At 70.7% G+C, this 21,342-nt stretch carries 20 protein-coding genes and 2 tRNA genes; 10 read left to right on the forward strand and 12 right to left on the reverse strand.

From position 1 onward, the window contains the following. Nucleotides 1–58: 58 nt before the first annotated feature. The 7 genes from M2157_RS17105 to M2157_RS17135 all read right to left on the reverse strand — a co-directional run bounded on the left by M2157_RS17105 (nt 59) and on the right by M2157_RS17135 (nt 6,566). Entirely contained in the window at nt 59–1,039 is a 981-nt protein-coding gene (locus M2157_RS17105; RefSeq protein ID WP_280862646.1) for a hypothetical protein, read from the reverse strand. A gap of 104 nt (nt 1,040–1,143) precedes the next feature. After that, nucleotides 1,144–2,412, reverse strand: coding sequence for an HD domain-containing protein (locus M2157_RS17110; RefSeq protein WP_280865659.1), 1,269 nt, complete (start codon nt 2,410–2,412; stop codon nt 1,144–1,146). Further along, the gene (locus M2157_RS17115) at nt 2,409–3,749 is read right to left on the reverse strand and encodes an HD-GYP domain-containing protein (RefSeq protein ID WP_280862648.1); all 1,341 of its coding nucleotides are present in this window, start codon (nt 3,747–3,749) and stop codon (nt 2,409–2,411) included. Before M2157_RS17115 ends, M2157_RS17110 begins: the two co-directional genes overlap by 4 nt. Nucleotides 3,750–3,862: 113 nt before the next feature. Beyond that, nucleotides 3,863–4,174 (reverse strand): mycothiol system anti-sigma-R factor, encoded by a 312-nt coding sequence (rsrA, locus tag M2157_RS17120; RefSeq protein WP_062046121.1) that lies wholly within the window; start codon nt 4,172–4,174, stop codon nt 3,863–3,865. Then, entirely contained in the window at nt 4,171–4,854 is a 684-nt protein-coding gene (gene sigR, locus M2157_RS17125) for an RNA polymerase sigma factor SigR (protein ID WP_007384596.1), read from the reverse strand. Before sigR ends, rsrA begins: the two co-directional genes overlap by 4 nt. Before the next feature lie 257 nt (nt 4,855–5,111). Then, complete coding sequence (locus tag M2157_RS17130; RefSeq protein ID WP_280862649.1) at nt 5,112–5,741, reverse strand: alpha/beta family hydrolase; 630 nt, start codon at nt 5,739–5,741, stop codon at nt 5,112–5,114. Nucleotides 5,742–5,750: 9 nt separating this feature from the next. Continuing rightward, entirely contained in the window at nt 5,751–6,566 is an 816-nt protein-coding gene (locus tag M2157_RS17135) for an SOS response-associated peptidase (protein ID WP_280862650.1), read from the reverse strand. Between the two features lie 50 nt (nt 6,567–6,616). On the opposite strand from M2157_RS17135, the gene M2157_RS17140 reads away from it, so the two are divergent. From M2157_RS17140 to M2157_RS17155, 4 genes are all read left to right on the forward strand, one after another. Beyond that, nucleotides 6,617–7,339, forward strand: a complete 723-nt coding sequence (locus tag M2157_RS17140) for a M50 family metallopeptidase (protein WP_266522155.1) — start codon at nt 6,617–6,619, stop codon at nt 7,337–7,339. Nucleotides 7,340–7,436: 97 nt separating this feature from the next. After that, nucleotides 7,437–8,762 carry a 3-phosphoshikimate 1-carboxyvinyltransferase gene (aroA, locus tag M2157_RS17145; RefSeq protein ID WP_280865660.1) on the forward strand — a complete coding sequence of 442 codons (1,326 nt, stop codon included), beginning with the start codon at nt 7,437–7,439 and terminating at the stop codon, nt 8,760–8,762. Between the two features lie 12 nt (nt 8,763–8,774). Beyond that, entirely contained in the window at nt 8,775–9,785 is a 1,011-nt protein-coding gene (gene rsgA, locus M2157_RS17150) for a ribosome small subunit-dependent GTPase A (protein ID WP_280862652.1), read from the forward strand. Nucleotides 9,786–9,882: 97 nt separating this feature from the next. Further along, entirely contained in the window at nt 9,883–10,206 is a 324-nt protein-coding gene (locus M2157_RS17155; protein WP_280862653.1) for a multidrug efflux SMR transporter, read from the forward strand. A gap of 26 nt (nt 10,207–10,232) precedes the next feature. On the opposite strand, the gene M2157_RS17160 is transcribed toward M2157_RS17155, so the two are convergent. Continuing rightward, nucleotides 10,233–10,838, reverse strand: coding sequence for a TetR/AcrR family transcriptional regulator (locus M2157_RS17160; protein WP_280862654.1), 606 nt, complete (start codon nt 10,836–10,838; stop codon nt 10,233–10,235). Nucleotides 10,839–11,050: 212 nt separating this feature from the next. Between M2157_RS17160 and hisN the strand changes: the two genes are divergently transcribed. The 6 genes from hisN to M2157_RS17190 all read left to right on the forward strand — a co-directional run bounded on the left by hisN (nt 11,051) and on the right by M2157_RS17190 (nt 15,936). After that, a complete protein-coding gene (gene hisN / locus M2157_RS17165) occupies nt 11,051–11,851 on the forward strand; it encodes a histidinol-phosphatase (protein WP_280862655.1) in 801 nt (266 codons plus the stop codon). Between the two features lie 197 nt (nt 11,852–12,048). Continuing rightward, nucleotides 12,049–12,474, forward strand: a complete 426-nt coding sequence (locus tag M2157_RS17170) for a CBS domain-containing protein (RefSeq protein ID WP_280865661.1) — start codon at nt 12,049–12,051, stop codon at nt 12,472–12,474. Between the two features lie 55 nt (nt 12,475–12,529). Then, nucleotides 12,530–12,946, forward strand: a complete 417-nt coding sequence (locus tag M2157_RS17175; protein ID WP_007384586.1) for a Fur family transcriptional regulator — start codon at nt 12,530–12,532, stop codon at nt 12,944–12,946. A gap of 223 nt (nt 12,947–13,169) precedes the next feature. Beyond that, nucleotides 13,170–13,937: an ABC transporter ATP-binding protein gene (locus tag M2157_RS17180; protein ID WP_280868217.1), complete on the forward strand. Its 768-nt coding sequence runs from the start codon at nt 13,170–13,172 to the stop codon at nt 13,935–13,937. Next, nucleotides 13,934–14,794 (forward strand): ABC transporter permease, encoded by an 861-nt coding sequence (locus M2157_RS17185; RefSeq protein ID WP_280865662.1) that lies wholly within the window; start codon nt 13,934–13,936, stop codon nt 14,792–14,794. Before M2157_RS17180 ends, M2157_RS17185 begins: the two co-directional genes overlap by 4 nt. Next, entirely contained in the window at nt 14,791–15,936 is a 1,146-nt protein-coding gene (locus M2157_RS17190) for an ABC transporter substrate-binding protein (protein WP_280862657.1), read from the forward strand. Before M2157_RS17185 ends, M2157_RS17190 begins: the two co-directional genes overlap by 4 nt. Nucleotides 15,937–15,985: 49 nt before the next feature. On the opposite strand, the gene M2157_RS17195 is transcribed toward M2157_RS17190, so the two are convergent. From M2157_RS17195 to M2157_RS17210, 4 genes are all read right to left on the reverse strand, one after another. Next, nucleotides 15,986–16,059: transfer RNA gene (locus tag M2157_RS17195), tRNA-Met, on the reverse strand. Nucleotides 16,060–16,129: 70 nt separating this feature from the next. Beyond that, the gene (locus M2157_RS17200; RefSeq protein WP_280862658.1) at nt 16,130–17,965 is read right to left on the reverse strand and encodes a tetratricopeptide repeat protein; all 1,836 of its coding nucleotides are present in this window, start codon (nt 17,963–17,965) and stop codon (nt 16,130–16,132) included. Between the two features lie 207 nt (nt 17,966–18,172). Next, nucleotides 18,173–18,246: transfer RNA gene (locus M2157_RS17205), tRNA-Met, on the reverse strand. Nucleotides 18,247–18,301: 55 nt separating this feature from the next. Next, nucleotides 18,302–21,229, reverse strand: a complete 2,928-nt coding sequence (locus tag M2157_RS17210; protein WP_280865663.1) for a UPF0182 family protein — start codon at nt 21,227–21,229, stop codon at nt 18,302–18,304. Between the last annotated feature and the right edge of the window lie 113 nt (nt 21,230–21,342).

Consider the following 21,342-nt stretch of genomic DNA (forward strand, 5'->3'; position numbering starts at 1 on the left):
TTCCTGCACAAACAAAGAACAAAGAGGGTGTGACGCTGATACAGGGTACGGCGAACGGTCAGCAGACCTCTTCGAGATCCCGCCAGTCCCTGGAGTCCGGGCTGTCCGCGACCCACCCGTCGAGCAGTCCCCGAACCAGCGAGGCCGGCGCAGCCACCCCGCACTCCCGCTCCGGCACCCACAGCTGACCGTCCGTGCGGTGCCCCAGCGGCCCGGGGTGTCCCGGTTCGCTGTGGTCATGGGGGTCCAGGTGCTCCCCGTCGCCCTCGTCCGACGGCATCCGCGACTCGGAGCACATCCGGCACAGCAACCGCACCGACGACGACCAGTCCTCCGCCGCGAACCCGGCGTCCGCCGCGAGCTGCTCCAGCGCGTCCCGGTCCGCCTCGGTGGCCGCCTCCAGGAGGACCACCCAGGTGGGGACGGGTGAGGGAGCCCACAGCTCGATCTCGTCGAACACGGGATAGGCATGCCCGGACGCCGTGGTCCGCTCGCCGTGCGGGACCCCGTCGTGCAGCGCGACCTCGCCCCAGCGCCGCCCGGAGGACGGCAGCGGAATGGACAGCACCTCGATCCGGGCCGGGTCGAGCCGCCGCCCCCAGACCACCTCGGCCTCCCCCTCGGGAGACAGCCGTACGGCCGCGCTGCCGAGGTCCATGCCGAGCGGCTCACCGGCCGCGGTCGCCCCACCGGGCACCCGCAGCCCGTACGCCTGCCAGGCCCGCCGCGCCAGCGACCAGTCCTGGAGCGCGGTCGCGGCGATGCCGACGTTCCACCAGTCGGGCGCCCCGGTCTCCCGGTCGAGCAGCGCCACGGCCCTGAGGCCCGCGGCCCGCGCCTGCTCCCAGTCGTGCCGGAACTTGTGGAGCAGGGCGAGGTTGAACCAGGACTCGGACAGCCACGGCTCCAGGTCCGCGGCACGTGTCAGCAGCGCGCCCGCGTCCTCGTACCGACCGTCGCCGATCAGCGTGAACGCGCGGTCCGTGGCCTGCCGCCAGGAGGCGGAGGGCCGGTGCCGTCCCTTGCCGAAGATCCTCACGATTCCCGCCTGCCAGTTCCGTCGATTGGGCTGGCTGTGCCCCCGGACACCCTCTCTCTCGCATCCAACCACGTGTGCTTGGAAGGGCGCTCATTACCCATGGGTTACCCCGTCACGGGGGAGGTCAGACAGTCTCTCGACAGCACCCTGGCCAGCGCCTCCACGACCTCCGGAGCGTAGTCCCCCGCGGTGCCCAGGCGCAGCTCCTCGAGCGCGGTCAGTGGCCCGCCCGGTCCGGCGTCACGCGCCTTCTCCTCGTACGCGTTCACGGCCCGCACGATCCGCGCGGCCAGCGGCTGCTCCCGGCAGGGGTCGGCCTGCCGCTCCACGACCACGGCGACGGCCGCGTCCACACCCGTCTGACGTACGACGGCCCCGCCGAGGAGCGCGATACGGCGCTGTTCGGCCAGGGGCAGGCCCGCGGTGGCACCCGCGGGCACCGGGTCGACGAGGCTCAGCTGGCCGATGTCGTGCATGAGGGCGGCGTACTCCAGGACGGTGAGCTCGGGCCGGGACAGTCCCAGGTCCCGCCCGACCTCCCGGCTGAGCGCGGCGACCCTGCGGGCGTGCCCGGCGGGCGTGTACCCGGCTATCTCGGTGGCACGGGCGAGGGAGGCGATGGTCTGCCGATAGGTGGAGCGGACGGCGGCGTACCGGCGGACGGAGAGCTGGGTGAGCAGCAGGGGCACGGAGAAGACGGGCAGTGCCCACAGTCCCGCGACGGCGACCGCGAGCGCCATCACGGCGCCGGTGGCCACGACGGCGGACCCGATGCCGAGCAGGGCCCGCAGCTCGTCCCTGAGCAGCGGGCCGAAGGGCCAGCGGGTGCGGGAGTGCGCCAGGGCGGCCGCGAGCACGGCGTCGCACAGCGCGGTGAGCGAGAGCAGGGCGAGCAGGAGCAGGGCGTACGCGGGACCGCTCCACTGCGCGAAGGTCCCCTGGTTGTACAGGGGTTGGAAGCACACGGCGGCGAATCCGACGGTCAGGACGCGGCGGGCGAGCTGGTCGGCGGTGGGGCCCTGTCCGCGTCCGACGTGCGGCACGCTGCCGACGAGTGAGGCGGCGAGGACGACGGTGACGACCTGGGCGGCGCCGTGCTGCGTGGGCGCACCGGCGTTCTCGCCGAGCAGGGCGTAGGACAGCGCCCCGGCGGCACCGAGGGGCGCGGCCTCCCTGACATGGGGTCCGCTGCGCCGGTTGAGCTTGCCGACCGTGATCAGCACCCCGAAGGCGAGGGCGGTGCCGCGCTCCTCGAGCCCGGTCCAGAGGACGAAGGCGAGCGAGCCGGTGGCGAGGAGAGCGGCGGAGGTGTGGACCAGGATGAGGAGGGGCGGCACCCGGCAGGGCGTCTTCGGCGCGCTCCGGGCGCTCACCGGCGCACCCCCGACCGCCCGGTGACCTCCGGACGAGGACGCGGCACACCCGGCTCGTCGGCCGTGACCGCCGGATGCCAGCCGTGCCGGGACAGGGCGCGGACGAGGGCGGTCACCATCCGTGGGTCGAACTGGCTGCCCGCGCACCGCTCCAGCTCCTCCAGCGCGGCGCCGACGGGCCGGGCCCGCCGGTAGGACCGGGTGGACGTCATGGCGTCGAAGGCGTCGGCCACGGCCACCACCCGCGCGGACTCCGGGATCTGACCCCCCATCAGCCCGTAGGGGTATCCGCTCCCGTCCAGCCGCTCGTGGTGGTGCAGTACGGCGGCCCGGGCCTCCCCGAGGAAGGAGATGCCCCGGACCATCTCGTGCCCGTACTCGGGATGCAGCTCGATGATCCGGCGCTCCTCCGGCGTCAGCGGGCCGTCCTTCCTGAGCAACCGCGTCGGCACCCCGAGCTTCCCGACGTCGTGCAGGATCCCGGCGAACCGCAGCACCTCGATGCGGGCGTCGTCCATGCCGAGCTCCCGCGCGATCATCATCGACGCCTGCCCGACCCGCTCGCTGTGCCCGCGCGTGTACTCATCCTTGATGTCGACGGCCTGCACCAGCGCCCGGATGGTGGCCTGGTGGGCGGCGCGCTCCCGGTGGTACTGCGCGAACACCCACCACGACACACACATCGGCAGCAGCACGAGCAACGCGGCGACGGGACCGTAGGGACTACGCCACAGGACGGCCATCATGAGCCCGGCCAGCCCGTGTACGGCGACGGGAGCGAGGGAGCGGAGGAACAGACCGCGCCAGGCCCGCCGTACGGGAATCCTCCCCCACTGCCCGAAAGGCGTGGGAGGTGCCCCCACGGCGAGCGCCAGGATCCCCCCGTCCAGCAGGCTCAGCACCAGGCAGAAGACGAGCACCGCGGCCCCGGCCGGGACCAGCGCGTACGGGAAGTCGGAGGCCACGACCGCGTCCCGGCCGCCCGTCGCCCCGTGCACCCGTGCGGCCGCCCACACACCCACCATGAGCTGCGCGGCCCGCCAGAGGCGGCGCAGCCCCCGCGGGCGCTGCTCGGCCGGGGACAGCAGCGCCCCCGGCAGGGCCACGAGGGCGGCGGCAGGGGGCGGCAGCAGAAAGGCGCCGGCGAGCAGGACGGGATAGAAGGTGCCGGCGAACCGCCGGCGGGCGGCGACCTGCTCACATCCGGCGGAGAGCGCGGCGAGCAGCGCGACCTCCCACCAGGGGGTGCGTACGGCCGGCAGCGGCAGCAGACAGAGCAGTGCGGCTACGGCGACACAGGCGACGTACGCACGCGCGCGTGCCGGCACCGCCTCCATCTCGCCCCTCCAGCCCCAGGTCCGCACAGTTGCGAGGAGCCTAGGACGGCGAGGGGAGGCGGCGTGGGCTGATCACCTGCCGATTAGCACGTTCGAGTGAACGACCGGACTGCTCAGGACTCCTGCGGTGTCGCCGGCGAGGCCGTCACGTCGTGCTCGGGCACGGCCTGTCCGGAGCGGATCAGGTCGAGCCGCCCCAGCACCTTGGAGCGCAGGTCGGTCGGCACGTCGTCATGGCCGCAGCACCGCTTGACGAGCTTCTTCACGGCCTCTTCGAGACCGTACTTCTCCAGGCACGGAGAGCACTCGTTGAAGTGCTGCTTGAACTTGACGCGATCGACGTCCGGCATCTCACTGTCGAGGAACTCGTAGAGATGATCGAGGACCTCACTGCAGTCCGTCTCGTGCGGCTCTCCGCAGCTCATGAGCCCGAGCCTTTCGCTTCGTTCGACTCTCCGGCACCGGCCGGGACGAGCCCGCGCTCACGGGCGTAGTCCTCGAGCATGCCGCGCAGTTGACGGCGGCCCCGGTGCAGTCGGGACATCACCGTTCCGATGGGTGTCCCCATGATGTCCGCGATCTCCTTGTACGCAAAGCCCTCTACGTCAGCGAGGTAGACGGCGATGCGGAATTCCTCGGGGATCGCCTGGAGCGCTTCCTTCACGTCCGAGTCGGGCAGGTGGTCGAGCGCCTGCGACTCGGCGGAGCGCAGACCGGTCGACATGTGCGACTCGGCGCGGGCGAGCTGCCAGTCCTCGATCTCCTCGGCCGCGGAGCGCTGGGGTTCGCGCTGCTTCTTGCGGTACGAGTTGATGAACGTGTTGGTGAGGATCCGGTACAGCCACGCCTTGAGGTTGGTCCCCTCACGGAACTGGTGGAAGGACGCGTACGCCTTGGCGTACGTCTCCTGCACCAGGTCTTCGGCGTCGGCCGGGTTGCGCGTCATGCGCAGAGCGGCCGAGTACATCTGGTCGAGGAATTCGAGCGCGTCCCGCTCGAAGCGCGCGGTGCGCTCCGCAGTCGACTCCGTGCTCGCGCCCTGGCCCTCGGGCTGCTCCGCCTGACCGTTGTCGGTCCCTGCGTCGATCCCAGTGACCGGACCCACCTCCTCAAGATTCCGGGCAGCACCGAAACCGGTACCACCGGAATTGGAGGATAGACGACTACCCGTCCCGGCCGCCCCTCGAATGGGAGTGGTCTTGGCCGCATGCAGCACCGTCCAGTCCAGGTCAGCGCGGCTGCTGCGGCTCGGGCAGAAGGTCGAACCCATGCGGCGGACTTCCTCTCCTACGACGGTCTGCGCTGCTCTTCAGCGCTTCTGTCCGCCTCAACAGAGGTCTGCGGCTCAGCATTCCCGGGCTTTCACCGCAGTGACCCGACCCACTTCACCACCGCGTCCGTGATGACCGTCACGGCCTCCTCCGGAGTGATCGGCGCCCGCTTCGGCACGGCGAAGCCATGATCGCCGTAGGGCACCTCGGCCAGTTCGAAGGATCCGTCCGGGAACTCCTCCGGCTTCCCGAACGGGTCGTTGCCGCCCTGTACGACCAGGGTGGGCACCCCGGATCCGAGCAGCTCCCCGGCACGGGACTTCTCCGGCTTGCCGGGCGGGTGCAGCGGGAAGCTCAGGGCGAGGACGGCGGCGGCGCCCAGCTCGACGGCCGTACGGCAGGCGACCCGGGCCCCGGCACTGCGCCCGCCGGAGATCACCGGCAGGCCGGGCGTCACGAGGGAGGGCCAGACGCCCCGCCATCCCACGTCCAGCGTCTTCGGCGCGGGCGCGACCTTCTTTCCGGCCACCCGCCAGGGCTGCTCGACCAGAGCGACGCTCACGCCATGGCCGGGGAGCACCTGGGCGAGCGCCTGCAGGTCCCGTGCCTCGATGCCGCCGCCGGCGCCATGGCTCACGGCCAGCAGGAGCCGCGCCTTCCGCGCCGGGTGCCAGGTGATGCGGGCGTCCCCGGCCTCGGTGCTGATGATCTCGGTCTTCACACCAGAAGGTTAGAAGAGAGTGCCCTCTTCCGGCCCCTCCAGCTCCTTGAGCAGCTCCGGCCCGTTGTTGCGGACGTTGCTGACGGCCGTGCTCACCGGATAGGCCCGCATCAGCCCCTCGGGCGGCGGCGCGAGCAGGGAGCGCAGGTCGTCGAGGTCGGTGCGGGACGGGTCGAGCCAGGTGTCCCAGCGGTCCGGGGTCAGCATCAGCGGCATCCGGGGGTGGATGTCGACGAGCGAGCGCGGGCCGTCGGCCGGGGAGACGGCCAGCGGGCCCGTCTCCGCCTCGGTGGTGATCACGGAGCAGGTCGTCCACCAGGCCTGCGGATGGTCGTCGGGCAGGGTCTTGTCGCGCCAGAACTCGTACAGTCCGGCCATCGCGAACACCGAACCGTCGGCGGGCAGCACGAAGTAGGGCTGCTTGCGCGGCCGCTTCTTCTTCCCCTCGACCTCCAGCTCCCGCTCGCCGGACCCGGTGACCCACTCGTAGTAGCCGTCGGCCGGGATGATGCAACGGCGGGTGGCGAAGGCCCTCTTGTACGACGGCTTCTCGTGCACGGTCTCCGCTCGCGCGTTGATCATCCGGGCAGAACCCTCGGGGGTCTTGGACCAGCTCGGGACCAGCCCCCACTTCAGCTTCCGCAGCTGCCGAACCGGTCGCGGGTCCTCGACGTCCTTGAGAGGGCGGTCGAGGACGGCGTAAACCTCCTTGGTCGGGGCCACGTTGTAGTCGGGCTCCAGGGTCTCCTCGGGCTCCCACTTCTCGATCTCAAAGATTCCTGCGAGATCCTCGGGCCTACGACTCGCTGCATACCGTCCGCACATACGTGCCACACTGCCAGACTCCGTACGAGGAGAGGGAGCCACCGGGAAACATGGACAGCACCGCATCGACCGCGCTGCCCGACCTCTGGGACCGCCTCGTCGGCCTGCAGCCCGACCCCGACCTGTGGGTGGTGCTGGCCACCATGGTGGCGGCGCTCGCCATAGTCGTCCCGCACACGCTGTGGCGGCTCTCGCGCAATGCCATCACCATCGCCCACGAGGGCGGCCACGGCCTGGTCGCCCTGCTCACGGGACGTCAGCTCACCGGGATACGACTGCACTCCGACACCAGCGGACTGACGGTCAGCCGGGGCAAGCCGCACGGGATCGGCATGATCCTCACGGCGGCGGCCGGTTACACCGCTCCCCCGCTGCTCGGCCTCGGCGGCGCCGCCCTGCTGGCCGCCGGCCGGATCACCCTGCTGCTGTGGGCGGCGACGGCCCTGCTGGTCGTGATGCTGGTGATGATCCGCAACGCGTACGGGGCGCTGACGGTGGTGCTCACGGGCGGCACCTTCGTGGTGGTGTCCTGGCTCGCCGGGCCCCAGGTGCAGGCGGCTTTCGCGTACGCGGTGGTGTGGTTCCTGCTGCTCGGCGGGGTGCGTCCGGCCTTCGAGCTCCAGGCGAAGCGGGCGCGCGGCGGGGCGGGCGACTCGGACGCGGACCAGCTCTCCCGCCTCACGAACGTCCCGGCGGGGCTGTGGCTGTTCCTGTTCCACGCGGTGAGCCTGTGCTCCCTGATAGGCGGCGGAAGGTGGTTGCTGGAGGTGTGACCAGCCGGCTCAGGTGTGCGGGGCCGGCTCCGCCGCGGGGCGCGACCAGCCACGATGGCGCGGCCCCAACGGACGGCCCCCCACTAAAGTGGACCCCATGGCCTCGAACCCCGCAGACACCGCCCTCTGGCCCGCCCCCCACGCGAGCGCAGCCGTCGACGCGACGGTCCACGTGCCGGGGTCGAAGTCAGTCACCAACCGAGCCCTCGTGCTGGCCGCCCTCGCCTCCGAGCCCGGCTGGCTGCGCCGCCCGCTGCGTTCCCGGGACACCCTGCTGATGGCGGGCGCCCTGCGGGCGATGGGCGTGGCGATCGAGGAGGGCGTGGGCCCGGACGGCTCGGGCGAGGCCTGGCGGGTGCTTCCGACGGGCCTCGCCGGGCCGGCCACGGTCGATGTCGGCAACGCCGGCACGGTGATGCGCTTCCTGCCACCGGTCGCCGCGCTCGCCGACGGCCCGATCCGCTTCGACGGCGACCCGAGGTCGTACGAACGCCCTCTGAACGGTGTGATCGACGCCCTGCGCGTACTCGGCGCCCGGATCGACGACGACGGCCGCGGCGCACTGCCGCTCACGGTGCACGGCGGGGGCGCACTGGACGGCGGCCCGGTCGAGATCGACGCGTCCTCGTCGTCCCAGTTCGTGTCGGCGCTCCTGCTGTCCGGTCCGCGCTTCAACCAGGGCGTCGAGGTCCGCCACGTCGGCTCCGCCCTCCCGTCGATGCCGCACATCCGGATGACCGTGGACATGCTGCGCGCGGTGGGCGCCCAGGTGGACACCCCGGAGTCGGGCGGCGAGCCGAACGTCTGGCGGGTCACGCCGGGGGCCCTGCTGGGCCGGGACCTCACCGTCGAACCCGACCTCTCCAATGCCCAGCCGTTCCTGGCGGCGGCGCTGGTGACCGGCGGCAAGGTCGTCGTCCCGGACTGGCCGCATCACACCACCCAGCCGGGTGACCGGCTGCGCGAGATCTTCACCGAGATGGGCGGTTCCTGCGAACTCACCGAGTACGGCCTGGTGTTCACCGGTTCGGGTGCGATCCACGGCATCGATGTCGACCTCGGCGAGGTCGGCGAGCTGACCCCCGGCATCGCAGCCGTGGCGGCCCTCGCGGACTCCCCCTCCGCCCTGCGCGGGGTGTCCCATCTGCGCCTGCACGAGACGGACCGGCTGGCCGCGCTCACCAAGGAGATCAACGAACTCGGCGGTGACGTCACCGAGACGGCCGACGGGCTGCACATCCGCCCGCGCCGGCTGCACGGCGGGATCTTCCACACCTACGAGGACCACCGCATGGCCACGGCCGGAGCGATCATCGGCCTCGCGGTCGAGGGCGTACAGATCGAGAACGTCGCGACGACGGCCAAGACGCTGCCGGACTTCCCGGAGATGTGGAGCGGGATGCTCGGGAGCCAGAAGGCGTAGGGGACTCACGCCATGCGCCGCTACGGCAAGCACACCGACGAGGACGACATCCGCAGCCGCCCGAACCGCAAGGGCAACCGTCCGCGTACGAACATCCGCCCCAAGCACGAGGAAGCGGTCGAGGGCATGGTCCTCACCGTCGACCGGGGCCGGCTGACCTGTCTGGTCGACGGCACGGTCGTCATGGCGATGAAGGCCCGCGAACTGGGCCGCAAGGCCGCGGTCGTCGGAGACCGGGTGGCCATCGTCGGCGACCTCTCCGGCGAGAAGGACACCCTGGCCCGCATCGTCCGCATCGCGCCGCGCACCTCGGTCCTGCGGCGCACGGCGGACGACGACGATCCCTACGAGCGTGTGGTCGTCGCCAACGCCGACCAGCTCGCCATCGTCACGGCCCTCGCCGACCCGGAACCCCGCCCGCGTCTGATCGACCGCTGCCTGGTGGCTGCCTTCGACGGCGGCCTGACCCCCCTCCTGGTCCTGACGAAGTCGGACCTGGCCCAGCCCGACAAGCTGCTGGAGCTGTACGGCCACCTGGACATCCCGTACGTCGTCACCAGCCGCGAGGAGCTGGAGAACGGCGGTGCGGCGGACGTGGTGCGCGAGCATCTCGACGGCAAGATCACGGCCTTCGTCGGCCACTCGGGCGTGGGCAAGACGACACTGGTCAACACGCTGGTCCCGGTGGAGCAGCGCCGTGTGACGGGCCATGTGAACGCGGTGACCGGGCGGGGCCGCCACACCACGACCTCGGCGCTGGCGCTTCCCCTGGCGGGCGACGCGGGCTGGGTGGTCGACACCCCGGGCGTACGGTCGTTCGGCCTCCACCACGTGGACCCCTCCCGCGTGATCCTCGCGTTTCCCGACCTGGTACCGGGAACCGAGGGCTGTCCGCGCGCGTGCAGTCATGATGAGCCGGACTGCGCGCTGGACGCGTGGGTGGCCGAGGGTCACGCCGATCCGGCCCGGCTGTACTCCCTGCGGCGGCTGCTCTCGACGCGGGAGCGGACCGAAGGGGACTGACGGAGAGGGCCGGGGGACTGACCTCCGCATTGTTTGGGTGTACGCGAGTTCGGTAAGTGCATACTCGCACCGAGCTGGACATACGGGAGGACAGCACATGGCGTGGCTGCTGGTGGTGGTGGCCGGGTTGCTCGAGACCGGTTTCGCCGTGTGCCTGAAGCTCTCTCACGGTTTCACCCGGCTGTGGCCGACGATCGCGTTCTGCATCTTCGCCCTCGGCAGCTTCGGCCTGCTGACCCTGTCCCTGAAGAAGCTGGACGTCGGCCCCGCGTACGCGGTGTGGACCGGCATCGGCGCGGCGGGCACCGCGATCTACGGAATGATCTTCTTCGACGACATCGTCTCGACCCTGAAGATCGTCTCGATCAGCATGGTGATCATCGGCGTGATCGGACTCCAGCTGTCGGGGTCCTCGCACTAGGACCCTTCACCCCCCACTGGAGCTCTTCACACCGGCTGCCGGTGCAGCGCGCTGCGGACCAGGTCCCCGACGCCGCCCTCGCCCGGCGGGGCCGCCACGCAGGACAGGGCGAGCCGGACGGCCAGTTCGCAGGAGCGGGCGAGGTCGGGGACGTCCGACTTGTGCACACCGGGTCCGGAGAGGACGGACACGGCACGGTCACGCACCAGTGCCACGAAGTCACCGGGGGACGGAAGTGGTCCGTCGGCCCGGCGCTGCGCCGGCACCGCGGAGGAGGACGGCACCGGGGAGAGCGTCGGCGAGGGGAGCCGCTCGCTCCAGCAGCCGGTGAGCATGGCCCGTACCAGCGCGTTCTCCCGGGCGGAGGCGGTGGTCCACTCGGCGGTCGCGGTCAGCCGCTCCCGGACGTCGCCGTGCACGGTGAGTGCCCGGTCGACGCCGACGAGATACCCGTCGGCCTCTCGTCTGACCAGCGCGCGGGCCAGCCCTTCCTTGCTCCCGAACTCGTTGTACAGCGTCTGCCGGGACACCCCGGCCGTCGCCGCGACATCCACCATCCTCACGGCGGACCACGGCCGACGCGCCAACGCCGTATAAGCGGCATCCAGCAGCGATTCCCGCGCAGCAGGCATCAGCGCCTCCCAGGGAGCAAGCAGCTCTGCGCCCAGATTTGACGCGCACGGGAGCACTGTCAAGGGTTCGCGGGGACACGAAGGGGCGCGCGCGGCGGCGCCTCACGAGCGGGGGCGAGCGGAACCCGGCCCCTGTCCGGCCCGAACCCCCGCACTGTCCACACACCGGTCCCGCTGGCCCCGTACCGACACCGACAGATAGCGTTCGCCACATGCCCGACTACCTCGACGACCTCAGCCTCGCCCATGTCCTCGCGGACGCGGCCGACGCGACCACCATGGCCCGCTTCAAGGCACTGGACCTCAAGGTCGAGACAAAGCCGGACATGACCCCGGTCAGTGAGGCGGACAAGGCGGCGGAAGAACTCATCCGCGGCCACCTCAAGCGCGCCCGTCCCCGCGACGCCATCCTCGGCGAGGAGTTCGGCATCGAGGGCACCGGCCCCCGCCGCTGGGTCATCGACCCCATCGACGGCACCAAGAACTATGTGCGGGGCGTTCCCGTCTGGGCCACCCTGATCTCCCTGATGGAGGCGGCGGAGGGCGGCTACCAGCCGGTCGTCGGGGTGGTCTCCGCCCCCGCCCTCGGCCGCCGCTGGTGGGCCGCGAAGGGGCACGGCGCCTACACCGGCCGCAGCCTCTCCGCCGCCACCCGCCTGCGCGTCTCCCAGATCGGCAAGCTCTCGGACGCCTCGTTCGCGTACTCCTCCCTCACCGGCTGGGAGGACCAGGGGCGCCTCGGCGGCTTCCTGGACCTGACCCGCGAGGTGTGGCGTACGCGCGCGTACGGCGACTTCTGGCCGTACATGATGGTCGCCGAGGGCTCGATCGACCTCTGCGCGGAGCCGGAGCTCTCCCTCTGGGACATGGCCGCGAACGCGATCGTCGTCACGGAGGCCGGCGGCACCTTCACCGGACTCGACGGCCGTCCCGGCCCGCACAGCGGCAACGCGGCCGCTTCCAACGGCCTGCTCCACGACGAGTTCCTGGGCTATCTCAACGAGCGCTACTAGAGACCCACTGCCGGCGATCCGCTGGCAGGGACCGAGGAACGCTTCCGAGGAGCACATCTGAGCACGCACGCCCTCAATCGGCGACGTGCGCCCTCTTGTTGACCCTCGCTTTACCTGCGACTCTGAGAGGACCCTCATTTGTGAACTTGTGAACCGGTGAACTAACGCACCGGTCCCCAGGAGGTGACTGCGAACCCATGCTCGTCCGCGACGCCATGAGCACGGTGGTCCTCACCATCGGCCCCGCCCACACTCTCCGCCAGGCCGCCGCCCTGATGTCCGCCCGCCGGGTGGGCGCGGCCGTGGTCCTCGATCCCGACGGCACCGGTATCGGCATACTGACCGAGCGCGACATTCTCAACTCCGTGGGCCTCGGCCAGAGCCCGGACGCGGAGTACGCCCACGCCCACACCACCACCGACGTCGTCTTCGCCGCCCCGACCTGGACCCTCGAGGAGGCGGCGCACGCGATGACCCACGGCGGCTTCCGGCACCTCATCGTCCTGGACCACGGGGAGCCCGCGGGCATCGTCTCGGTCCGCGACATCATCCGCTGCTGGGCCCCTGTCCGACAGCGCGCGTACCGGCCCGCTCCTGATCTGGACTCGATCCAAGTCCAGTAGCCATCCAAACTCACACCCATTCGGATTCTGGTCCCCGGCTGTTAGGCTGGGACGCATGAGCGACCTTTTGGAACGACTGCGCGGCCGCGGCTGGCGGATGACCGCGCAGCGGCGCGTCGTGGCCGAGGTCCTCGACGGCGAACACGTCCACCTGACGGCCGACGAGGTCCACGCGCGCGCCGTGGCCAAGCTCCCGGAGATCTCCCGGGCGACCGTCTACAACACGCTGGGCGAGCTGGTCAGCCTCGGCGAGGTGCTCGAGGTCGCCACCGACAAGCGCGCCAAGAGGTACGACCCGAACGCCCACCGACCGCACCACCACCTGGTCTGCGCCCAGTGCGGCGCCATCCGGGACGTCCACCCCACGGGCGACCCGCTGACGGAGCTTCCCGACTCGGAGCGCTTCGGCTTCACCGTCTCGGGCGTCGAGGTGACGTACCGGGGCGTCTGCCCGAACTGCGCGGCGGCGTAACAGCCTTCACCGCAGCACGAAGCCCCGGCATCCCTCGCGGACGCCGGGGCTTTGTGCTGCCCACGGGGTTCCTGAATCTGACGGACCGTCATATCGTCGTGCGGCCACCCCCTCTCCGTACCGAACTCCGCAAGGAGCAACCGTGGGAGATCCGCACCCTGAACCCACCGCGGGAGAACCGCACCCCCAACCCACCGCGGGAGAACCGCCACCACAGCCCATCCTGGACCGTCCGCGCCCCAAACTCCACGCCACCGCCCTGACCCGCACCTTCGGCCGCCCGCCCCGCTCCGTCGAGGCCCTCGGCCCGCTCGACCTCACCGTCGACGCGGGCGAGTTCGTCTGCCTGGTCGGCCCCTCGGGCTGCGGCAAGTCGACGCTGCTGCGCATCGCGGCGGGCCTGCTCCGCCCGAGCACGGGCACCCTGGAGATCCGCACGACCGCACCGCGCCCGGCCGCCATGATCTTCCAGGACTACGGCATCTACGACTGGAAGTCCGTCCGCGCCAACGTCCGCTTCGGCCTGGACATCCAGCGCGTCCCACGCCGCGAGGCGAACACGCGTGCCGACGAGTGGCTGGCCCGCATGGGCCTGTCGGACTTCGCCGACGCGTACCCGGCGACCCTCTCGGGAGGCATGCGCCAGCGTGTCGCGATAGCGCGCGCCCTCGCCGTAGGACCCGAACTGCTCCTGATGGACGAGCCGTTCGCGGCCCTGGACGCCCAACTCCGCATGATCCTTCAGGACGAGTTGCTGGAGATCACGCAGACCCTGCGCACCACCACCCTCTTCATCACCCACAGCCTGGAGGAGGCGATCGTCCTCGGCGACCGCGTCCTGGTGATGTCCGCCCGCCCGGGCCGTCTGATCGCCGAACGCCGCCCGCCCTTCCCGCGCCCGCGCACCGGCGACATCCGCTCGGCGCCCCAATTCACGTCCCTCAAGAGCGAGTTGTGGGACCTGCTGCGCAAGGAGGCGATACCGGCATGACGACCGTGGCTCCCGAGAAGGTCTCCGTACTCGTACGCCGCCCGGGCCCGGAAGAGCTGCACCCGGTACGCACCCACCGCCGCAGACGAGCCCTGGAACTGACCCTGGCGACAGCGGTCCCCCTGCTCCTGGTCCTGCTGTGGCAGCTGGCCGCCACCCAGGCCTGGCTGGACGACCGCGTCTACCCCGCCCCTTCCACGATCCTCGCGGACGGCTGGGACCGCGCGGCGGCCGGCGACCTGTGGCCGGACGTGTGGGCGACCACGAAGCGCGTCCTGGCGGGCTACGCGATCGGCACGGCCACGGGCTACGCGCTGGGCCTTCTGATGGGCTCGCTGTCCCTGGTGAGGGCGGCCCTGGAACCCCTGCTGGACGCCCTGTACGTCGTCCCGAAACTGGCCCTGCTGCCCGTCTTCCTGAACATGTTCGGCCTGGGCGAGGGCCCCCAGATCGCCCTGGTGGCGGCGACGGTCTTCTTCTTCGTATGGATCCAGACGATGTCGGCGGTGATCTCGATCCCCTCCGGCCACCGCGACGCGGGCCAGGTCTTCGGCGCCTCACCGTGGCAGATGTTCCGCCACGTCCTGCTCCCCGCCTCCCTCCCGTCCGTCCTGGTCGGCGCCAGGATCGCGGCGGGCGTGGCGGTCCTGGTGATCGTCGCCTCGGAACAGATCGCCGCGACGAACGGCCTGGGCCACCTGATCTTCGACTCGCGCGCCCTGTTCCAGAACGACTTGATGTTCGTCGGCATCGTCTGCGTGGCCGCCCTGGGAGTCCTCTTCTCCGAACTGGTCCGCATCGTGGGCCGCCTGCTCACCCCGTGGGCACCCAGGGACCGCGGAAGGGGCCAGTCGTGAAAACACGGTTCTACGGCGCACTACTGACCGCAGCCGTCCTGCTGACGTCCCCGGCCTGCACGGCGTCACATGATTCGACGAGCTCGGAGTCGAAGCCGGGCGGGGGTGGGACACGGACCGTCCGCCCGGTGACGGGCTGCGGCGCGAACTCCTGGACGGACCCCGCCGACCTCGCCCCGACCCGTACCCCGGCCCGCTGCGAGCCCGGCACCCCCGCCCCCGCACCTCTCCCCGAGCCCCACAGGCTCACGATCGCGACGGGCACACTGAGCGCGGAGTACGTGGCCCCGCTCCAAGTGGCGCTGGACAAGGGTGAGTTCAAGAAGGAGGGCCTGGACGTCACCCTGAAGGTGCTGCCGACCCCCGACTCGCTCCCTCTCCTCGCCAAGGGCGACATCGACGCGCTGTGGGCGGCCCCCGAGGCGGCGGTCATGAACGGCGTCCGGGGCGGTTTCGACATCCGCTGGGTCGCCGCGAACTTCTCGCCCGACCCGAAGTCGAAGAGCGGCCTGTGGGTACGGCTGAAGGACGGCGAGACCGGCGACCAGGTGAAGATGGCCGGCCGCAGGATGGGCACGATGATCGGCAAGGGCTCGGTGATCGCGTACCCGATGGAGAAGGCCCTCGAGAAGCACGGCGGCGGCCTCGACGAGATCCAGTACCAGCAACTCGGTTCGGCCGACGTCCTCACGGCCCTGCAGAACGGCGGCGTCGACTCGGCCTGGCTCCTGGACCCGGTCTGGCGCAGGGTCGACGGGGAGCCCGGCTACGCCTTCCTCGGCGGCCAGCCGCTCGGCGAGCCCCTGGGCGGCATGCTCTACGGTCCCGGCCTGCTGAACGACGACGTGGACGCCGGGGTCGCCCTGCTGCGGGCGTACATCCGCACGGTGAACACCTACTTCGCGGCCGACTACAAGTCGGATGCGACCTTCGTCACCTACCTGGCGAAACTCCTGAAGACCGACGAGGCGATCCTCAGGTCCACCCCGTCCCTGCGCATGGACTGGGAAATCAGGTCCGGCACGACGGACCGGCTGCAGGCGGCGTACACGTCACAGGGCGTGGCGGAGGGCGAGCCGCTGCCGGAATCGAAGACGGTGAACAGAACCCTGTACGAGGAGGCGGTGGGCCACCGCCCCTGAGAAACACCGAGGGCCGGAACCCTTTCGGATTCCGGCCCTCGATCGTCAGTAGCGGGGACAGGATTTGAACCTGCGACCTCTGGGTTATGAGCCCAGCGAGCTACCGAGCTGCTCCACCCCGCGGCGATGAATGCAACGTTACGTGAAGGAGGAGGCCAGAGGCAAATCGCTTCCAGCGCTCCGCCGCGGATCGCTACGCCGACAGCTCCTCACGCAACGCGTCCCGCAGCCGAGCAGCCCGCTCGGCCACCTCGGCCGGTCCCAGGGCCACCGCTCTGTCGGCCCACCGCTGTCCCTCGGCCAGCTCTCCCCGACGCGCGTAGACCAGGGCCAGCCGCAACGCCGCCCGCCCGTGCCCCGCGTCGGCCGCCCGGGTCCACCACACGGCGGCCTCCGGGTCGCTCCCCTCCCTGGCGAGCAGCAGCCCCAGATTGAAGGCTCCGTTCCGGGACCCCGCCTCCGCGGCCTCCCGGTACCACCGGGCCGCCTCCACGACATCACCCCGAGCGGCGGCGAGCATGCCCACCCGCACCTGAGCGCGCCGGTGCCCCTGGGAGGCCGCCCGCTCGTACCACTCCTCGCACTCGCTCTTCTCCGTGTGCACCGGCTCGCCGAGCGAGTGCGCGGGCACCGGCGGCCGCCGGGCGTCCAGCACGGTCGCCAGCCGGTACGCGGCCTCCGCGCTGCCGCCCCCCGCCGCACACCGGAGATGCCGCTCTGCCTCGGCCTCGTCCCCGTCCCGCAGCCGGGCGATGCCCACCTGAAGTGCGGCCTCGGTGTGTCCGGCGGCGGCCGCCCGCTCGTACCACCGCAGAGCGACGGCCTCCTCGTCCCGCCCGGCGAACAGGATCCCGAGGTTGAACGCGGCGTCCACGCTCCCGGCCTCCGCGGCCTTGGAGAACCAGGGCTCCGCCCCGGCCGTGTCCCCGCCCTGGAGCAGCAGAATGGCGAGCGCGTTGGCCGCCTCCCGGTGCCCCGCGTACGCGGCCCGCCGGTACCACTGCTCGGCCTGTGCGGTCCGCCCCTGCTCGGCGCAGAGCAGCCCCAGGTTGTAGGCGCCGTTGTCGTCGCCGGCGTCCATCGCCGCCCGGTACCAGCGCTCGGCCGTCTGCGACTCGCCACGCTCGGCGTGCAGGGCGCCCAGCGCGTTGGCCGCGTTGCCGTCCCCGTCCTGGGCCGCGCGCAGCCACCACACGGCGGCGCTCTCGGTGTCACCGGCGTCCCGCAGCAGGAACCCGAGGGCGCAGGCGGCCCGCGCCTCCCCGTCCTTGGCGGAGGTCAGATACCAGCGCCCGGCCTCCTTGAGCGCACCGCGCCTCTCCAGTATCGCCCCGAGATGCAGCGCCGCCCGGCGGTGTCCCCGCGCGGCGGCCTGCCGGTACCACTGCTCGGCCTCGGCCCCGGCACCGTGGTCGTCCCCGACGTCCCCCTCGGGGCCCAGCCGGCGGTCGAGCGCGCGGGCCAGCCGGTAGGCAGCCTCCCGGTGCCCCCGCTCGGCGGCGATCCGCATCCACTGCTCGGCGCCCGTGTCCCCGCGGTGCTCCAGCAGGTCGGCGAGCGCGTAGGCGCCCAGCGCGTGCCCCTGCTCGGCGGACTGGCGCAGCCAGTACTCGGCGGCGGGCTCGTCGCCCCGCTCACGGTGGTGGCGTCCCAGTGCGTGCGCGGCCGCGGCGGATCCGGCGACGGCGGCGATCCGCCACCAGCCGGCGGCGTCCTCGGCGTAGCCGCGCTGGTGCAGCAGGACGCCCAGGTTGTTGGCGGCGGCCCGGTCGCCCGCGGCGGTGGCGGCACGCAGATGGGGCTCGGCTCCGTCGAGGTCACCGCGGCGCAGCAGGAGGGCGCCGAGGACGCTCATCGCCTCGACGTCACCGCTCTGCGCGGCAAGACGCTGACGTGCCTCCTCCGCAGCCTCCCCGGTTTCGTCCCGGTCCATGGGCTGCGACAAGTCGCCCGTCGACTCCGAAAAATCGGCAGGCTGCACAAAACGCCCTGTCTCCAACAGAGTTGCCTTGTCCCCCATAACGTCCATCGTCGCACCACCTGCAACCTGGGTACACCTGGTATACCGCAGCCATTGAGGTCACTTCAGCGTTTTGTCGACATGCCCACAGAGAGACAAGTCAAACACAGTCGTCCCCAACTCCCCGAGGCGGCACGGCCGTCCCATCGGTCGGCACATGCGTTCGCACACCACGAAGGCCCGGATCCTCAAGAGGATCCGGGCCTTCGCTTTCAGTAGCGGGGACAGGATTTGAACCTGCGACCTCTGGGTTATGAGCCCAGCGAGCTACCGAGCTGCTCCACCCCGCGCCGTTGTGTCGCAACCGTATCACGGTACGGGGGTGGGCATTTGACCAGCGGCTGCTCAGCCGCTGGGACTGCTGCTCGGACTACTTCGGGGACTGCTGCTGGGACTGCTCCTGGGACTCGGGCTGCTACTGGGCTTCGCGCTGCTGCCGCCGCTCTTGTCCGCCGCGGCCTGCGCGTCCTCGGCCCGCTTGAGCGCGTCCTCCAGATCCTCCTGGGCCCGGCCGTACGCCTCCCAGTCGCCCTTCTTCAGGGCTTCCTGGCCGGCGTCGAAGGCCTTCTGGGCGTCGTCCAGCGCCTGTTGGACCGTCGGGTTGCTGGAGGTCGGCGGCGGCTTGGTGGTCCCGCCGTCGTCGTCCGGTGGCGGAGTCGTCGAAGCGTCCGCTCCGAAGACCTTGTTCAGGGCTTCGTCGAGGGTGTCCTCGAAGGCGGTGTTGCCGCCGTAGGTCACCAGCACCTTCCGCAGCAGTGGGTACTTGAGTCCACCACCGCGTACGTAGACCGGCTCCACATAGAGCAGTCCTCCGTCGAGCGGCACCGTCAGGAGATTGCCGTACTCCACATTGGAGTCGCCTCTGTTGAGGAGGCTGATGGTCTCGGCGATGTCCTGTTCGGAGTTGAACTGGCTCTGCACCTGTTTGGGCCCGTTGACCGTGGTGTTGGTCGGCAGTTTCAGGATTCTGATCTTGCCGTAGTCGCTGGTGCCCGCCTCGGCGTCGACCGACATGAACGCACTGAGGTTGTCCCGGCCGTTGGGTGTGAACGTCGTCGTGAGCGAGAACGCCTGTGCCGACTGGTCGGGCATCTTCATGCTCAGGTAGTACGGCGGCACCGCGTCGCCCGACTTGTTGGTCGGGTCGTCCGGCACCTGCCACACCTCGCTGCCGCTGAGGAAGGTGTCCGCGTCCTCGACGTGGTAGCGGGCCAGCAGCTCACGCTGGACCTTGAACAGGTCCTGCGGATACCGCAGATGAGCCATCAGGTCGGTGGAGATGTCCTTCTTCGGCTCCACCGTGCCCGGGAACGCCTTCATCCAGGTCTTGAGGACCGGGTCCTTGGTGTCCCACTGGTAGAGCTTGACCTCGCCGGTGTACGCGTCGACGGTCGCCTTCACCGAGTTGCGGATGTAGTTGACCTGGTTCTGCTGGGCCACCACCGCGCGGGAGTTGTTGGTCGCGGTCAGCGAGTCGGCCGTCGTGTCGCCCAGGGTCGTACGGGAGGCGTACGGGTAGCCGTTCGTCGTCGTGTACGCGTCGACGATCCACTGGATCTTGCCGTTCACCACCGCCGGATAGGCGTCGCCGTCGATGGTCAGCCAGGGGGCGACCGCCTCGACGCGCTGCTTGGGCGTGCGGTTGTACAGGATCCTCGAGCCCTCGCCGATCGCTCCGGAGTAGAGGATCTGCGGCTCGCTGAACGCCACCGCGTACGCGGCCCGGTTGACCGGGTTGGAGAGGTTGACCCCGCTCTTGTCCTTGTAGCTGTAGGTCTTCTCGCCGTTGTCGTCGGAGTAGTCGATCTCCTTCTGGGGACCGCCGACGATCGAGTACTCGGTGGTCTTCTCGCCGTAGTAGACGCGCTGCTGGTACGTCCCGAGGTCGCCCTGGGACGGCAGGTTGGACTCGGTGAAGACCGGGCGGCCCTCGGCGTCGGCCTCGGTGCCCTTCGCGGCGACCACGCCGTAACCGTGGGTGTAGCGGAAGTGGTCGTTGATCCAGTTGTTCTTCGGGATACCGGCGAGGTTCAGCTCGCGCAGACCGATGACCGTGTCCTGGTCCTTGCCGTCCTTGCTGTACCGGTCGACGTCCAGGTTGGTCGGGAACGCGTAGTAGTTCCGCATCTGCTGGAGCTGCTGGAACGTCGGCGAGACCACGTTGGGGTCCACGACCCGGATGCTCGCCGTGGCGTCGACGTCGTCGCGCAGCTTGGTCTTGTCCGTGGTGGTGGGCTTGCCGTCGTACTCCTTCACGGAGGCGTCGTCGATGCCGTACGCCTCACGCGTCGCCTTGAGGTTCTTCTCGACGTACGGCGCTTCCTTGGCCTGCTCGTTCGGCTGGACCTGGAACTTCTGGACGATCGCGGGGTAGAGCCCGCCGATCAGGATCGCCGAGAGCACCATCAGACCGAAGCCGATCACGGGCAGCTGCCAGGTGCGCCGCCACAGGGTGGCGAAGAACAGCAGGGCGCAGATCACGGCGATGCAGAACAGGATCGTCTTGGCCGGCAGATAGGCGTTCGCGTCGACGTACCTGAGGCCCGTCCAGCTGTCGGTCGCCTTGAAGTCGCTGGACTTGACCGCGAGGCCGTACCGGTCCAGCCAGTACGCGACCGCCTTCAGGGCGACGAAGAGGCCGAGCAGCACCGACAGGTGCCCGGTCGCGGCGGCCGTGGCCCGCGCGCCCGGGGAGGTGATCCTGAGACCGCCGTACAGGTAGTGAGTGAGCGCGGCGGCGATCACCGAGAGGATCGCTGCGGCGAAGCCGAAGCCGAGCAGGAACCGGTACCAGGGCAGGTCGAAGGTGTAGAAGGAGATGTCGAGGTGGAACTGCGGGTCCTTCTGGCCGAAGGAGACGCCGTTGACCCACATCAGCCAGGTCCGCCACTGACTGGAGGCGGAGGCGCCGGCGATCAGGCCGACCAGGGAGACGATCCCCAGCAGCAGCCACCTCTTGTAGGGCGCGATGCCCATCCGGTAGCGATCGAGGTTCTGCTGCTCCATGGACATGGCGCTCAGCGGCGGGCGCAGCCGGTGGGCCAGCCAGATGTTGAAGCCGACCGCGAGGGCCATCAGCAGACCGAAGACGAAGAACAGCCCGATCTTGGTCCACAGCGTGGTGGTGAACACGGACGAGTAGTTCACCGAGCGGTACCAGAGCCAGTCCGTCCAGAAGCCCGCGAACATGGTGAACGCCATGCCGAGAACGGCAAGGACGCCCAGCGTCATGAGCAGGGTCCGGGCGCGCCGGGACGGGCGGCCCACTCTCATCCGCGGCCCCGTCGGGCCTCCGCCGCGGTCCGGCATCTGGAAAGCCAAGGTGCGCACCTCGAAGTTCGCTGTCGATCCGTCAGGCCCCCGTGTTCGCGAGCCCCTCCAGAGCC

It is taken from the genome of Streptomyces sp. SAI-127 (genome assembly GCF_029894425.1).
In the GTDB taxonomy this organism is placed as follows: Bacteria; Actinomycetota; Actinomycetes; order Streptomycetales; family Streptomycetaceae; genus Streptomyces.

What these genes read in the sequence shown, in the direction of transcription:
- M2157_RS17170 (WP_280865661.1), top strand. Translation starts at nt 12,049, where the DNA reads ATGCTCGTCCGCGACGCCATGAGCACGGTGGTCCTCACCATCGGCCCC.
- M2157_RS17175 (WP_007384586.1), top strand. Translation starts at nt 12,530, where the DNA reads ATGAGCGACCTTTTGGAACGACTGCGCGGCCGCGGCTGGCGGATGACC.
- M2157_RS17210 (WP_280865663.1), bottom strand. Translation starts at nt 21,229, where the DNA reads ATGAGAGTGGGCCGCCCGTCCCGGCGCGCCCGGACCCTGCTCATGACG.
- M2157_RS17115 (WP_280862648.1), bottom strand. Translation starts at nt 3,749, where the DNA reads ATGGAGGCGGTGCCGGCACGCGCGCGTGCGTACGTCGCCTGTGTCGCC.
- aroA (WP_280865660.1), top strand. Translation starts at nt 7,437, where the DNA reads ATGGCCTCGAACCCCGCAGACACCGCCCTCTGGCCCGCCCCCCACGCG.
- hisN (WP_280862655.1), top strand. Translation starts at nt 11,051, where the DNA reads ATGCCCGACTACCTCGACGACCTCAGCCTCGCCCATGTCCTCGCGGAC.
- M2157_RS17200 (WP_280862658.1), bottom strand. Translation starts at nt 17,965, where the DNA reads ATGGACGTTATGGGGGACAAGGCAACTCTGTTGGAGACAGGGCGTTTT.
- rsgA (WP_280862652.1), top strand. Translation starts at nt 8,775, where the DNA reads ATGCGCCGCTACGGCAAGCACACCGACGAGGACGACATCCGCAGCCGC.
- M2157_RS17135 (WP_280862650.1), bottom strand. Translation starts at nt 6,566, where the DNA reads ATGTGCGGACGGTATGCAGCGAGTCGTAGGCCCGAGGATCTCGCAGGA.
- M2157_RS17185 (WP_280865662.1), top strand. Translation starts at nt 13,934, where the DNA reads ATGACGACCGTGGCTCCCGAGAAGGTCTCCGTACTCGTACGCCGCCCG.
- M2157_RS17140 (WP_266522155.1), top strand. Translation starts at nt 6,617, where the DNA reads ATGGACAGCACCGCATCGACCGCGCTGCCCGACCTCTGGGACCGCCTC.
- rsrA (WP_062046121.1), bottom strand. Translation starts at nt 4,174, where the DNA reads ATGAGCTGCGGAGAGCCGCACGAGACGGACTGCAGTGAGGTCCTCGAT.
- M2157_RS17160 (WP_280862654.1), bottom strand. Translation starts at nt 10,838, where the DNA reads ATGCCTGCTGCGCGGGAATCGCTGCTGGATGCCGCTTATACGGCGTTG.
- M2157_RS17155 (WP_280862653.1), top strand. Translation starts at nt 9,883, where the DNA reads ATGGCGTGGCTGCTGGTGGTGGTGGCCGGGTTGCTCGAGACCGGTTTC.